The organism is Oceaniradius stylonematis (assembly GCF_965223445.1).
GTDB lineage: Bacteria > Pseudomonadota > Alphaproteobacteria > Rhizobiales > Rhizobiaceae > Roseitalea > Roseitalea stylonematis.
In genome coordinates this window covers 173,532-187,555 of sequence record NZ_OZ244994.1, presented here as the reverse complement: position 1 = coordinate 187,555, position 14,024 = coordinate 173,532, and the positions used below count along the sequence as shown (strand labels likewise).

Annotated in this window: 12 protein-coding genes and 1 pseudogene; 10 read left to right on the top strand and 3 right to left on the bottom strand. The window is 65.4% G+C overall.

What is annotated here, in order from left to right; all coding sequences use genetic code 11:
* Window positions 1-4: 4 nt before the first annotated feature.
* Window positions 5-478, top strand: a complete 474-nt coding sequence (locus tag ACOQOU_RS00990) for a type II toxin-antitoxin system RatA family toxin (RefSeq protein WP_306025602.1) — start codon at window positions 5-7, stop codon at window positions 476-478.
* Here the strand turns inward: ACOQOU_RS00990 and ACOQOU_RS00985 are convergent, their stop codons facing one another.
* Window positions 479-1,003 carry a CinA family protein gene (locus ACOQOU_RS00985; protein ID WP_306025601.1) on the bottom strand — a complete coding sequence of 175 codons (525 nt, stop codon included), beginning with the start codon at window positions 1,001-1,003 and terminating at the stop codon, window positions 479-481.
* Window positions 1,004-1,005: 2 nt separating this feature from the next.
* Window positions 1,006-1,503, bottom strand: a pseudogene (gene ispF / locus ACOQOU_RS00980) (2-C-methyl-D-erythritol 2,4-cyclodiphosphate synthase); the annotation flags it as partial.
* Between the two features lie 144 nt (window positions 1,504-1,647).
* On the opposite strand from ispF, the gene dusB reads away from it, so the two are divergent.
* The 9 genes from dusB (at window position 1,648) to hflX (ending at window position 13,131) form a co-directional block, all read left to right on the top strand.
* Window positions 1,648-2,658 (top strand): tRNA dihydrouridine synthase DusB, encoded by a 1,011-nt coding sequence (gene dusB / locus ACOQOU_RS00975; RefSeq protein ID WP_306025600.1) that lies wholly within the window; start codon window positions 1,648-1,650, stop codon window positions 2,656-2,658.
* Window positions 2,655-3,800: a two-component system sensor histidine kinase NtrB gene (locus tag ACOQOU_RS00970; RefSeq protein WP_306025599.1), complete on the top strand. Its 1,146-nt coding sequence runs from the start codon at window positions 2,655-2,657 to the stop codon at window positions 3,798-3,800. The genes dusB and ACOQOU_RS00970 overlap by 4 nt, the downstream gene beginning before the upstream one ends.
* The gene (gene ntrC, locus ACOQOU_RS00965) at window positions 3,797-5,257 is read left to right on the top strand and encodes a nitrogen regulation protein NR(I) (RefSeq protein WP_109767117.1); all 1,461 of its coding nucleotides are present in this window, start codon (window positions 3,797-3,799) and stop codon (window positions 5,255-5,257) included. Before ACOQOU_RS00970 ends, ntrC begins: the two co-directional genes overlap by 4 nt.
* A 110-nt stretch (window positions 5,258-5,367) precedes the next feature.
* Window positions 5,368-7,707: an ATP-binding protein gene (locus tag ACOQOU_RS00960; protein WP_420578764.1), complete on the top strand. Its 2,340-nt coding sequence runs from the start codon at window positions 5,368-5,370 to the stop codon at window positions 7,705-7,707.
* Entirely contained in the window at window positions 7,704-9,065 is a 1,362-nt protein-coding gene (locus tag ACOQOU_RS00955; protein ID WP_109767118.1) for a sigma-54-dependent transcriptional regulator, read from the top strand. The genes ACOQOU_RS00960 and ACOQOU_RS00955 overlap by 4 nt, the downstream gene beginning before the upstream one ends.
* Window positions 9,066-9,070: 5 nt before the next feature.
* Entirely contained in the window at window positions 9,071-10,447 is a 1,377-nt protein-coding gene (trkA, locus tag ACOQOU_RS00950; protein WP_306025597.1) for a Trk system potassium transporter TrkA, read from the top strand.
* Between the two features lie 33 nt (window positions 10,448-10,480).
* A complete protein-coding gene (locus ACOQOU_RS00945; protein WP_306025596.1) occupies window positions 10,481-11,371 on the top strand; it encodes a D-amino-acid transaminase in 891 nt (296 codons plus the stop codon).
* A gap of 135 nt (window positions 11,372-11,506) precedes the next feature.
* Window positions 11,507-11,758, top strand: a complete 252-nt coding sequence (hfq, locus tag ACOQOU_RS00940; RefSeq protein WP_109767121.1) for an RNA chaperone Hfq — start codon at window positions 11,507-11,509, stop codon at window positions 11,756-11,758.
* 26 nt (window positions 11,759-11,784) lie between these two features.
* Window positions 11,785-13,131: a GTPase HflX gene (gene hflX / locus ACOQOU_RS00935; protein ID WP_306025671.1), complete on the top strand. Its 1,347-nt coding sequence runs from the start codon at window positions 11,785-11,787 to the stop codon at window positions 13,129-13,131.
* 9 nt (window positions 13,132-13,140) lie between these two features.
* Here hflX and mazG read toward each other — a convergent pair whose 3' ends face one another.
* The gene (gene mazG, locus ACOQOU_RS00930) at window positions 13,141-13,977 is read right to left on the bottom strand and encodes a nucleoside triphosphate pyrophosphohydrolase (RefSeq protein WP_306025595.1); all 837 of its coding nucleotides are present in this window, start codon (window positions 13,975-13,977) and stop codon (window positions 13,141-13,143) included.
* Window positions 13,978-14,024: the final 47 nt, after the last annotated feature.

The window sequence follows — 14,024 nt, the reverse complement described above, 5'->3', positions numbered from 1 at the left end:
CCCGATGCCGCAATTTTCCTCGACACGGCGCGTGCAGCACAGTGCCGATGCCATGTTCGCGCTTGTGGCCGATGTCGAAAGATACCCCGAATTCGTGCCTCTCTGCGAGGCGCTGACAGTGCGTTCCCGGCGCGAAAAAGCCGGCCGGACGCTGATGATCGCCGACATGACCGTCGGCTACAAGGCGATCCGGGAGACGTTCACCAGCCAGGTCATTCTCAAACCGTCAGAGCGCGAGATCGACGTGTCCTATGTCGACGGGCCGTTCAAATATCTCAGCAATGTCTGGCGCTTTGCCGATTGCGGCGATGGCTGCTGCGACGTGCATTTCCACATCGACTACGAGTTCAAAAGCCGTATGCTGGGTGCGCTGATGGGCGCGATGTTCGACCGCGCGTTCCGGAAGTTCTCGCAGGCCTTCGAGGAACGCGCCGACGCGCTGCATGGCCGCATGGCGCGGCCCGCCGCCGGCGCCTGATCAGTCGCCGCCTGGCTTCTCCGGCATGCTGTCGCCAAGTTGCAGCAGCAGTTCCAGTGCCGTCACCACGGAAACCTGGCGAATGAAGGCGCGTCCATGATCCTCGAACTGGCGCTTGATGACGAGTGTCGAGCCAAACGAGGATGCCGCGCCGAACCAGACCGTACCAACGGGCTTGATGTCCGACCCGCCGTCCGGGCCGGCAATGCCGGTGACCGCCACCGCGATATCGGCATCGGAGCGCGCCAATGCTCCTTCTGCCATGGCGCCTGCGACCTCGCCGGAGACCGCGCCGACCGTGTCGAGCACCTCCGCATCGACGCCCAGCATCGCGATCTTGGCGGCATTGGAATAGGTCACGAACGCACGGTCGAAGGCGGCCGACGAGCCGGCGTGATCGGTGATCGCCGCGGCGATCATGCCGCCGGTGCAGCTTTCGGCGGTGGCGGCCATCAGACCCTTTTCGGTGAAGCTGCGGACCATCTCCGCCGACAGCGTCTCGATGGCCTCTTTCGCGTCGTCCATCGTCAGTCTCCCTTTTGCGCGTAGACGACGCTGGCCGTTGCGATCGCCGCGATGCCTTCGCCGCGCCCGACAAAGCCCATCTTTTCGTTGGTCGTCGCCTTGACCGAGCAGCGGCCGACCTCGATGCCGAGGATCGCGGCCAGCCTCTCGCGCATGGCCTGCCGATGCGGCGCGATCTTCGGCGCTTCGGCGATGATCGAGACATCGGCGTTCATGATCGTGCCGCCAGCATCGCGGACGATGTGCGCGGCATGTTCGAGAAACAGCGACGAGGCCTGATCCTTCCATTGCGGGTCGGACGGCGGGAAATGGTCGCCGATATCGCCGGCGCCGCAGGTGGCCAGCAGCGCATCGGTCAGCGCGTGCAGGCCCACATCGGCATCGGAATGGCCCGACAGGGTCTTGTCATGCGGGATGGCGACGCCGCACAACATGACATGGTCGCCGGAGCCGAACCGGTGCACGTCATAGCCATTGCCGGTACGGACGTCGGGGAGGGCGGCGGTGGGCGCAGCGGCGTCTGTCATCGTTGGATCCTGACCAAATCCGTTCCGGTTTATCAAAGAGCAGCGATTGCGCAATCGCGCGGTGATGTATAAAGATTAGGCACGATGGCTGATTGCCCAAAAAACATACAGGACCGAATGCCAATCGATCTTGAAGCTCCGATCGCGATCGGACCGGTGGTCGCACGCAACCGGGTGTTTCTGGCGCCCATGTCAGGCATCTCCGACGCGCCGTTCCGCAAGCTCGCCTATGGCCACGGTGCCGGCCTCGTCGTCAGCGAGATGATCGCCAGCCGCGAATTCTGCGAAGCCCATGCCGAAAGCCGCAAGCGCGCCGCGCGCCATGACGGGCAGGGGCCGCTGATGCTGCAGCTTGCCGGCCGTGAGGCACGGTGGATGGGCGAGGCGGCGCGCATCGCCGAGGGCGAAGGTGCCGACATCATCGACATCAATATGGGCTGCCCGGCCAAGAAGGTGACGGGCGGGCTGTCAGGCTCCGCGCTGATGCGCGATCTCGACCATGCCTTGACGTTGATCGAGGCGACGGTGTCGGCCGTCACCGTGCCCGTGACGCTGAAGATGCGGCTTGGCTGGGACGATCGATCGATCAATGCGCCCGAACTCGCGCGCCGGGCAGAAGCGGCCGGCGTCCGCATGATCACCGTGCATGGCCGCACGCGCGCGCAATTCTATGAGGGCACAGCCGACTGGCGTGCCGTCGCCGCCGTCCGCGCGGCGACATCGTTGCCGCTGGTCGTCAATGGCGACATCGCCGACCGCACCTCTGCCCAAGCCGCGCTCGCCGCGTCGGGTGCCGACGCAGTGATGGTCGGCCGGGCCGCCTGCGGCCGGCCCTGGCTGGCCGGTGCCGTTGCCGGGCAGGGCACGGGTATTCCCGGCGCCGCCGCGATCGGCGCCTATGTGATCGCCCATTATGAGGCGATGCTGGCCCACTATGGCGAAGAGGCTGGCGTGCGCCACGCCCGCAAGCATCTGGGCTGGTATCTGGACGTCCATGCGAGCCATGTGAACGATATTTCGGCGCGCAAGGGCACGATCCTGCGTGAACGCGATGCCGAAACGGTCAAACAGCATCTCGCCGTCCTCTTCGCCGAGGCCGCTTCCGGTGTGCGGAGCATGGCCGCATGACCGTGAATGACACGCGCAATGGCGGCGGCGCCCGGGCGCTTCAGGTGCTCAACACGATCCGCGATCCGGTCATTCTTCTCGACGCCGACAATCTGATCCGCTTCGCCAATCTGGAGGCGGAATATTTCTTCCTGTCCTCGTCGACCCATCTCGAAGGCCGCAGGATCGACGATTTCCTGCCCTTTTCGAGCCCGCTGATCGCGCTGATCGGCCAGGTGCGTCAGGAGGGTTCGCCCGTCAACGAATATCGCGTCGACCTGTCCTCGCCGCGCCTTGGCGCAGAGCGCGTGGTCGACATCCACGTCACGCCGGTGCCCGAGGAGCCCGGCGCGATGGTCATCGTCTTCCGCGAACGGTCCATGGCCGACAAGTTCGACCGGCAGATGACCCACCGCGGCGCGGCCCGCTCGGTGACCGGCCTGGCCGCCATGCTGGGCCATGAGATCAAGAACCCGCTTTCGGGCATTCGCGGTGCCGCGCAACTTCTCGAAGTGTCGGCGAACGACGAGGACAAGGCGCTGACGCAGCTCATCCGCGCCGAAACCGACCGGATCGTCCAGCTTGTCGACCGGATGGAGGTCTTCTCCGACGAACGGCCCGTGGATCGCGAAGCGGTCAACATTCACATTGTGCTGGACCGTGTTGAAAAAATTGCCAAAACAGGCTTTGCCAAACATGTGCGCTTCTCCAAGGCATACGATCCCTCGCTGCCCTTCGTCGCCGGCAACCAGGACCAGCTGATCCAGGTCTTCCTGAACCTCGTGAAGAACGCGGCCGAAGCCTGTGCGGCTGCCGACCGGCCGCACATCAAGCTGCGCACCGCTTACCGGCCGGGCGTGCATCTCTCAATTCCCGGCGCCAACGAGCGCGTGTCGCTGCCGCTCGAATTCTCCGTCGAGGACAACGGGCCGGGCGTGCCCGAGGATATCCGCATGCACATGTTCGATCCGTTCATCACCACCAAGCCGAACGGCTCGGGCCTCGGTCTGGCGCTGGTTGCCAAAATCGTTGGCGACCATGGCGGGGTGATCGAATGCGACAGCGCGCCGAGCCGGACGCTGTTCCGCATTCTGATGCCCGCCGCACCAAGGGCGATGGTGCCGGATGCCGTGTCGACCGAAACACACGAGGCCCTGACATGAGCAACGGCACGGTTCTGGTCGCCGACGACGATGCCGCCATTCGCACGGTCGTCAGCCAGGCGCTGTCGCGTGCCGGCTACGATGTGCGGGTGACATCGAACGCGGCAACGCTGTGGCGCTGGGTGGCCGCCGGCGAGGGCGATGCGGTGGTCTCCGACGTCGTCATGCCGGACGACAATCTGTTCGACCTTCTGCCGCGCATGAAAAAGCTCCGCCCGGACCTGCCGGTGATCGTCATGAGCGCGCAGAACACCTTCATGACGGCGATCCGGGCGACGGAAAAGGGCGCCTACGAATATCTGCCCAAACCGTTCGATCTGGTCGAACTGACGGGCATTGTCGGCCGCTCGCTGACCGAACTCAAACGCAAGGATGACGGGCGCGGCATCGCGCCGGACCAGAGCGGCGAGACCATGCCGCTGGTCGGCCGCTCGGCGGCGATGCAGGACATCTATCGCGTGCTGGCGCGGATGATCCAGTCGGATCTGACCGTGCTGATCAATGGCGAGTCGGGCACCGGCAAGGAACTGGTCGCCCGCGCGCTGCACGAATATGGCAAGCGCAAGAACGGCCCGTTCGTGGCGATCAACATGGCGGCGATTCCGCGCGATCTGATCGAGTCCGAACTGTTCGGCCACGAGAAAGGGGCCTTTACCGGCGCGATGACCCGCTCAACCGGCCGGTTCGAGCAGGCCGAAAACGGCACGCTTTTCCTCGACGAGATCGGCGACATGCCGATGGATGCGCAGACCCGCCTTCTGCGCGTGCTCCAGCAGGGCGAATACATGACCGTCGGCGGCCGCACGCCGATCAAGACAAACGTGCGGATCGTCGCGGCGACCAACAAGGATCTGCGCGCCCTGATCAGCCAGGGCCTGTTCCGCGAAGACCTCTACTACCGGCTCAACGTGGTGCCGCTGCGCATCCCGCCGCTGCGCGAGCGGCTCGAGGATATCGGCGATCTGGTCAGCCATTTCCTTGCCAAGGTCCAGGAGGAGGGGCTGGAGGCCAAGCGCATCCTGCCCGACGCGCTCGAACTGATGCGCCGATATGACTGGCCGGGCAATGTGCGCGAACTCGAAAACCTGATCCGGCGCCTCGCCGCGCTCTATCCGCAAGACGAGATCACCGCCGAGATCGTCGCCAGCGAACTGCGCTCTTCGGATGGCGCGGGCGCCGGGGAAAGCGACGCGCAAGGCGCGATCGCGGCCGGCGACATGACGATCGCGCAAGCCGTCGAACTGAACATGCAGCGCTATTTTTCCTCGTTCGGCGACGCGCTGCCGCCGCCCGGGCTCTATCATCGCGTTCTCGCCGAGTTGGAGTATCCGCTGATCATGGCGGCGCTGACCGCCACGCGCGGCAACCAGATCCGCGCCGCCGACGTGCTCGGCCTCAACCGCAACACGCTGCGCAAGAAGATCAAGGACCTCGGCGTCACGGTCATCAAGGGCTGAGACCCGTACCGCTTTTCCACGACAATGCACTTGCCCAACCCCGTCGCGTTGCATTATTGCCACAATGTGTTGCGCAAATGCGACGCTGGCGCGGGGGCGATGAGGCAGGCATGGTTTCGGCGGAACAGAGCGCTCCCCGTTCGGCGATAACGCGGACCTTCGGCGGCGGGCACGTCAGCCCGGCCGGGGGGATCGCGCTGGTTGCAGCCGCTCTTCTGACCGCGACGGTCTCCTTCATCATCCTGATCGGCCTGACACCGATCCGGCCGGACAACCGGGTCACGGTCGGCGCCATCGTCATCAACGGCCTGTTCGTCGGCGCGCTGCTGCTGCTGATAGGGCTTGAGTTGCGCAACATATGGCAGGCACGCCGCGCGGGCAGGGCGGCGGCCCGGCTGCATGTGCGCATCGTCGCCATGTTCTCGGTTGTCGCTGCCGCACCGGCGATCGTCGTCGCGCTCGTTGCCGCGATCACGCTCGATCTCGGTCTCGACCGCTGGTTCGAAATCCGTACCCGGACGATCGTCGACAGCTCCATCCAGGTCGCCGAATCCTATGTGAACGAGACGGCGGTGAACCTGCGCGATTCGACCATCAACATGGCGTTCGCGCTCGATTCCCAGCGGCGCCTGTTCAATCTCGACCGCACCGGATTTCGACGCTTCCTGACCCAGCAGGCGCTGGGCCGGGCGCTTCTGGGCGCATCCGTCATCCGCCCTGACGGCAGCGTCATCCAGTCCGCCGACATCGACGTGGACCGGCCGCTGCCCCTGCCGCCGCAGGATGCGCTGGACGCGGCCGCCGACGGCAAGCCGGTGATCATCCCGCCGGGCACGACCAACCTTGTCGGCGCGGTGATCCAGTTGCGCGAGATCGACAATGCGCTGCTGTACACGCTGCGCACGATCGACGCGGATGCGCTCGATGCGGTGCGGCTGATGCAGCAGAACCGTGCCGAATATCAGAACCTCGACGCGAACCAGGGCACGCTGCAACTCGCCTTCGCGCTGCTTTACTTCGGGCTGACGCTGATCCTGCTGCTGTCGGCGATCTGGACCGGGATCGCGGTCGCCAACCGGATCGTCCGGCCCATCCGGCAGCTGATCAACGCGTCGGACGAGGTGGGGCGCGGCAATCTGGAGGTGCGCGTGCCTGTGCGCGCGTCGGATGGTGACGTCGCCCATCTGGGCGAGACGTTCAACGACATGCTCGGGCAGCTCAAGAGCCAGCGCGACGAGATTTTGAGTGCCAAGGACGTCATCGACAAGCGCCGCCGCTTTTCGGAAGCCGTCTTGTCGGGCGTCTCCGCCGGTGTTCTGGGCGTCGACGACCGCGCACGCATCTCGGTGGCCAACCGCTCGGCGGCCAACATCCTCAATGGCGGCAAGCCGATCGCCGCCGGCGCGACGCTCAAGGATGTGGCGCCGCCCGTCCATGCCGGCTTCGTCAAGGCAATCGAATCGCGCCGCGCCGACTATCGCGCCCCGGTCTCCTACATCGATCGCAACGGGCGCGAGCGCGTGCTCAACATCCAGGTCAATTTCGACCGCCAGCCCGCCGGCCAGGCCGGAAAGCCGGCGCGCACTCATGTCGTCACGGTCGACGACATTTCCGATCTGGTCGACGCACAACGCTCGAGCGCCTGGGCCGATGTCGCCCGCCGAATCGCGCACGAAATCAAAAACCCGCTGACGCCGATCCAGCTGTCCGCCGAGCGGATCAAGCGCCGTTACGGCAAGGCGATCGCCGACGACGACCGGGAGGTGTTCGACCAGTGCACCGACACGATCATCCGGCAGGTCGGCGATATCGGCCGCATGGTGGACGAATTCTCCTCGTTCGCGCGCATGCCCAAACCTGTGATGACCGGTCAGGACCTGCGCGAGACAATCCGCGAGGCGGCGTTTCTCGTCGAGGTCAGCCGCAACGAGATCACCGTGGAGCGGGACCTGCCGGACGAGGCGCTGCCGGCGGTCTTCGATGCGCGTCTGGTCGGCCAGGCGATCGGCAATGTCATCAAGAACGCTTCGGAAGCCATCGAAGCGCGGCTGGCCGGTCATCAGGATGATGATGTTGCCGGTCATATCCTCGTGCGGGCCTACCGCACGGACGATGGCGCGCACATCCATGTCGACGTGATCGACAATGGCCGCGGCCTGCCGCGCCAGAACCGGCAGAAGCTTCTCGAACCCTATATGACGACGCGCGAAAAGGGCACGGGTCTCGGGCTCGCCATCGTGCGCAAGGTCATGGAAGACCACGCGGGCGCGCTGGAGCTGCATGACGCGCCCGACGATTTCCACAATGGCATCGGCGCCCTGGTGCGGCTGGTCTTTCCGGCTCGCGGCGGGGCAGGGGTTTCCGATGCCCGCATCACAAAAGAAGAACCCGAAACGGACGCGGCGCGCCCCGGCGCGCCGTCCAAGGGACACCCGGAGGCAGCCCCATGAAAGCCGACGTTCTCGTCATCGACGATGAAGACGATATCCGCGACATCGTTTCGGGCATTCTGGACGATGAGGGCTACGAGACGCGCACCGCCCATGACAGCGATTCAGCGCTGGCGGCCATTTCCGACCGCGTGCCGCGGCTGATCTTCCTCGACATCTGGCTGCAGGGCAGCAAGCTCGACGGGCTCGAACTGCTCGATGTCATCCAGCAGATGCATCCGGGCCTGCCGGTGGTGATGATCTCCGGCCATGGCAACATCGAAACCGCGGTGTCGGCGATCAAGCGCGGCGCCTACGACTACATCGAAAAGCCGTTCAAGGCGGACCGGCTGATCCTTGTCGCCGAACGTGCGCTGGAAGCCCATGCGCTCAAACGAGAGATCGCCGCGCTGAAGCGCCATTCGAGCGATCAGGGAGAACTGACCGGCCAGTCGCCGGCGATGAACACGCTGCGCCAGGCCATCGGCCGGGTGGCGCCGACCAACAGCCGGGTGATGATCACCGGGCCGTCCGGCTGCGGCAAGGAACTGGTTGCCCGCGCAATCCATGCGGCCTCGGACCGGTCGGCGGGCCCGTTCGTCGCGCTCAACGCGGCGGCGATCACGCCCAGCCGCATGGAGATCGAGCTGTTCGGCACCGAGGCCAACGGCGCCGAGCGCAAGGTCGGCGCGCTCGAACAGGCCCATGGCGGCATTCTCTATCTCGACGAAGTCGCCGACATGCCGCGCGAGACCCAGTCGAAGATATTGCGCGTGCTGGTGGAACAGGAATTCGAGCGCGTCGGCGGTGTCCGGCGGGTCAATGTCGATGTGCGCATCATTTCATCGACCGCCTTCGATCTTGAAGCGCTGATCGCCGAGGACCGGTTCCGGCGCGATCTCTACAGCCGGCTGGCGGTGGTGCCCGTCGCGGTGCCGGGGCTTGCCGAGCGGCGCGAGGACATCGCCATGCTGGTGGACGGTTTCGTCAAGCAGATCAGCGCCCAGACCGGCATCCGCCCGCGCATGATCGACGACGAGGCGATGGCCGTGCTGCAGGCGCATTCCTGGCCGGGCAACATCCGCCAGTTGCGCAACACGGTCGAGCGCGTGCTGATCTTGGCGCGCGACGAACCGGACGACCGGATGATCTCGCCGGACATGCTGCCCGCCGAACTGAGCGAAAACCTGCCCAAGGCGCCGACGGCGGAGGATACGCACATCATGTCGCTGCCGCTGCGCGAGGCGCGGGAGCGCTTCGAGCGCGACTATCTGCTGGCGCAGATATCGCGCTTTGGCGGAAACATCTCGCGCACCGCCGAGTTCATTGGTATGGAACGCTCCGCCCTGCACCGCAAACTCAAATCCCTGGGAGTGTGATCTAGATGCGCGTCATCATCTGCGGCGCCGGTCAGGTCGGGTTCGGCATCGCCGAGCGGCTGGCCAGCGAGGACAATGACGTCTCGGTCATCGACACCTCCCAGGACCTGATCCAGCGGGTGCGTGACACGCTCGATGTGCGCGGCATCGTCGGCCATGGCAGCCACCCGGACGTGCTGGCTGCCGCCGGCGCCGACCAGGCCGAAATGATCATCGCGGTCACGCTCTATGACGAGGTCAACATGACCGCCTGCCAGGTGGCGCACTCGCTTTTCGACGTGCCGACCAAGATCGCGCGCGTGCGTGCGCAATCCTATCTGGGCGCCCATTTCGGCGATCTGTTCTCGCGCGACCATCTGCCGATCGACGTCATCATCTCGCCGGAAAAGGAAGTCGGCGAGGTTGTGCTCAAGCGCATCGCGCTGCCCGGTGCCACCGATGTCGTCCAGTTCGCCGACGACAATGTGACGATGATGGCGATCGAGTGCCGCGAGGATTGCCCGGTCATCAACACGCCGCTGAGCCAGCTGACCGATTTGTTCCCCGATCTCAGCGCGACGGTCGTGGGCGTCTGGCGCAATGAGAAACTGTTCGTGCCCCATTCGGCGGACCAGCTTCTCGTCGACGATCTGGTCTATGTGATCTCAAATCGCGACCAGGTGCGGCGGACCCTGTCGCTGTTCGGGCATGAGGAAACCGAGGCGCGGCGGATCGTCATCGCCGGCGGCGGCAATATCGGCCATTTCGTCGCCACCGAACTGGAACGCAGCGGCGCGCGCACCAACGTCAAGATCATCGAGCACAATCGCGAACGCGCGATCAGCGTCGCCGACACGCTGCGCCGCACGATCGTGCTGCATGGCAGCGCGCTCGACCAGCAGATCCTGCACGAAGCCGACATTCAGGACGCCGAACTGATGGTCACGCTGACCAATGACGACCAGGTCAACGTTCTGTCGGCGGTCATGGCCAAGAAGCTGGGGTGCGATGCGACGATGAGCCTGATCAATGATCTTGGCTATCAGAGCTTCACCTCGACGCTCGGCATCGACGCGCACATCAACCCGCGTGCGGTGACGATCTCGCGCGTGCTGCAGCATATGCGCCGCGGCCGCATCCGCCAGGTCCACTCGGTGCAGAAGGGTCAGGCGGAGGTGCTGGAGGCCGAGGCGCTGGAGACTTCGCCGCTTGTCGGCGTGCCGCTGCGCGAACTCGATCTGCCCGAGGACATCCGGATCGGTGCGCTCTACCGTGACGGCGAAGTGGTCAAGCCGGACGGCGAAACCCGCATCAAGGCACATGACCGCGTGGTGATCTTCGCCAAGACATCGGCGGTCAAGAAGGTCGAGCAGCTGTTCCGCGTCAGCCTGCAGTTCTTCTGAGAGCGCCGCCGCGCGCGAAAGGGAAGGGGACGGATGTCACGCATTGCCTATGTCAACGGCCGCTATGTGCCGCATGCGCAAGCCCAGGTGCATGTGGAGGATCGCGGCTACCAGTTTTCCGACGGCGTCTATGAGGTGTGCGAGGTTTCCGGCGGCTTCATCATCGATCGGACGCGACATCTGGACCGGCTGGACCGCTCGTTGAGCGAACTGGCGATGGCCTGGCCCGTGGGCCGCGACGCGCTCGGTCGGATCATGATCGAAGTGACAAGCCGGAACCGAGTGCGCGACGGGCTGGTCTACCTGCAGGTGACGCGCGGTGTGGCACGCCGCGACCATCCGTTCCCGCCTCCCGGCACGCCGACGGCGCTCGTCGTGACAGCCAAATCGACCGACCGCCGGGCGTTCGCCGAAAAGGCCGAAAAGGGTGTCGCCGTGATCACCGTGCCCGACAATCGCTGGGACCGGGTGGACATCAAGACGATCGGCCTGCTGCCCAACGTTCTGGCGCGGCAGCAGGCGCGCGACAGCGGCGCGGCCGAAGCCTGGATGGTCGACGAGGACGGCATGGTCACCGAGGGCGCGGCCACCAATGCCTGGATCGTGACGATGGACAATGTGCTGGTCACCCGTCCCGCCGAAAACGGCATCCTGCGCGGTGTGACACGTGCGACCGCGCTCGATGCGGCGGCGAAACTGGGCCTGGCCGTCGAGGAACGTGGTTTTACCGTTGCCGAAGCCAAGGCTGCGCGGGAGGCGTTCATGACGTCTGCGACCTCGCAGATCATGCCGGTGACGAGCATTGACGGTGCGCCGGTCGCCAATGGTCATCCGGGAGAAACGGCACGCCAGCTGGGGCGGGCTTTCTTCGGTGCGGCCGAAAAAATCGCTGTTGCCGGCTCGCTTTCCCTTGAAAAGCGGTGATCTTTTCGCAAATCTCATCATGAGACAGTCGAAACTGTCACAGATGGCCAGCCATTGTCGCAAAATCGGGCCGTTGAGCGGCGGTCGCAGGATAGTGATACGATAAACAAAAAGCACCGAAGTGGGGCATCAGGAATGGCCGAAAGGTCGCAGAACCTTCAAGACCAGTTTCTCAACGCAGTCAGAAAACAGAAAATCCCGCTGACCATCTTCCTGGTCAACGGCGTTAAGCTGACCGGTGTCGTGACGTCGTTCGACAATTTCTGTGTGTTGCTGCGCCGGGATGGAAGCGCGCAGCTCGTCTACAAGCACGCCATATCGACGATCATGCCGAGCCAGCCCGTGCAGCTGTTCGACAGCGAAAGCGCGAGCCAGAAGCCCGAGTGACGCAGCGCGTTTCCCGGCCAGAGACGATGAAGCAGGGGCGCGGCGGCGGCGTGGACCGCCGCGGCGAGCCGACGCGTGCCGTCGTGCTGGCGCCCGACATCGCCAAACGGGACAATGATGCCGATCGGGCCGGGTTGCCGGTGCGGACGGCGGGCGAGCGGCTGGCCGAGGCCGCCGGTCTCGCGCGCGCCATCGACCTGGTGATCGCCGACCAGATGGTGGTGCCGGTCGCCAAGCCCGTTCCGGCGACGCTGATCGGCTCGGGCAAGGTCGCTGAACTGGCGGGCGTGATCGCGGCGCACGAAGCGGGACTGGTGGTTGTCGACCACGCGCTGACGCCGGTTCAGCAGCGCAATCTCGAAAAGGCGTGGAACGCCAAGGTGCTCGACCGCACCGGACTGATCCTCGAAATTTTCGGGCGCCGGGCGCGCACGAAAGAGGGCTCGCTTCAGGTCGAACTGGCGCATCTGAACTATCAGCGCGGACGCCTCGTGCGCTCATGGACGCACCTTGAGCGCCAGCGCGGCGGGGCAGGGTTCCTGGGCGGTCCCGGCGAAACGCAGATCGAGGCCGACCGGCGCATCCTGCGCGACAAGATCAAGCGGCTGGAGACCGAACTCGAACAGGTGCGCCGCACCCGCACGCTGCACCGCGCCAAGCGCAGGAAGGTGCCGCTGCCGGTGGTGGCGCTGGTCGGCTACACCAATGCCGGCAAGTCGACCCTGTTCAACCGGCTGACGGGCGCCGCCGTCATGGCCGAGGACATGCTGTTCGCCACGCTTGATCCGACCTTGCGCCGCGTGCGCCTGCCGGGCGGGACCGAGATCATTCTGTCGGACACGGTCGGCTTCATCTCCGACCTGCCGACGCATCTGGTGGCCGCGTTCCGCGCGACGCTCGAAGAGGTCGAGGAAGCCGACCTGATCGTCCATGTTCATGACGCGTCCGATCCGCAGGCGGCGGCGCAGAGTTCAGACGTGCGCGCCGTTCTTGCCGAGCTCGACGTGACGCCGGACGACGAGCATGTGATCGAGGTGCACAACAAGACCGATGCGCTCGACGCCGATGCCCGCGCCGCGCTCTCGGCCAGGGTGTCCGGGCAGGGCGAGGTGGCCGTGTCGGCGCTGACCGGCGAGGGGATGGATGCGCTTCTGGCGCTGATCGAGGAACGCATTGCCGGAGCGCTGGTGACCCGGCAATTCACGGTACCCGCCGCCCGGTTCGCCGATGTCGCCTGGCTGTACGAGAACGCGGTTGTCCGCGACCGGCAGGACGGCGACGATGGCAGCGTCTCGGTCAGCGTGCAGATGACGCGAGACACCGCCGATGCCTATGACCGACGGACGGCGCGGGTTACCGAGAAGACCGGGTAACAGCCGTCGTCAGGCCGGTTTTTCCACCTTTTTGACCGCGTTCCAGATCGCATCCATCTCGGCGAGATCGGCGGCTTCGACCGACGAGCCGCGCGCAGACAGCTCTTCCTCGATCCGTTTGAAACGGCGCGCGAATTTGGCGTTGGCTTCGGTCAGCGCGGCCTCGGGTTCGAGATCGAGATGCCGGCCAAGATTGACCATCGCGAAAAGCAGGTCGCCATACTCCTCGCGAATGCGGTCGGGATCGGCCTCGTCCATCACCTCGGCCAGTTCCTCGGTTTCCTCGCGAATCTTGGCAAGGATCGGCGGCGCGGTGTCCCAGTCGAAGCCGACATTGGCGGCACGCTTTTGCAGCTTCAGGGCGCGCATCAGGGCGGGCAGGGTGCGCGGCACATCGTCCAGCAGGGACGGGGTTTCGTCCGACCCGTCGGCGGTGCCGGCCGCCTTGTGTGCCGCCACGCGCTCGGCCTTTTCGGCGGCCTTGATCTTCTCCCACATGCCCTTGGCGAGCTTTTTGCCGCGCACCGTCTCGTCGCCGAAGACATGGGGATGCCGGCGGATCATCTTGCGGGTGATCGCCTCGACCACCGAGCCGAAATCGAAGGTGCCGGCTTCCTCGGCCATCCGCGCGTGGAACACCACCTGGAGAAGCAGATCGCCCAGTTCGTCGACCAGATCGATCATGTCGTCGCGTTCGATCGCGTCGGCCACCTCATAGGCTTCCTCGATCGTATAGGGCGCGATCGTCGCAAATGTCTGCTCGACATCCCACGGACAACCCGTTTCGGGGTCGCGCAGGCGCGCCATGATCTCGATCAGCCGGTCGATGTCGCGGGAGGGTTCCATGGCCGCAAACTGCGGCGGGTCGCCCGTACTGTCATGCCGCCTTTTGG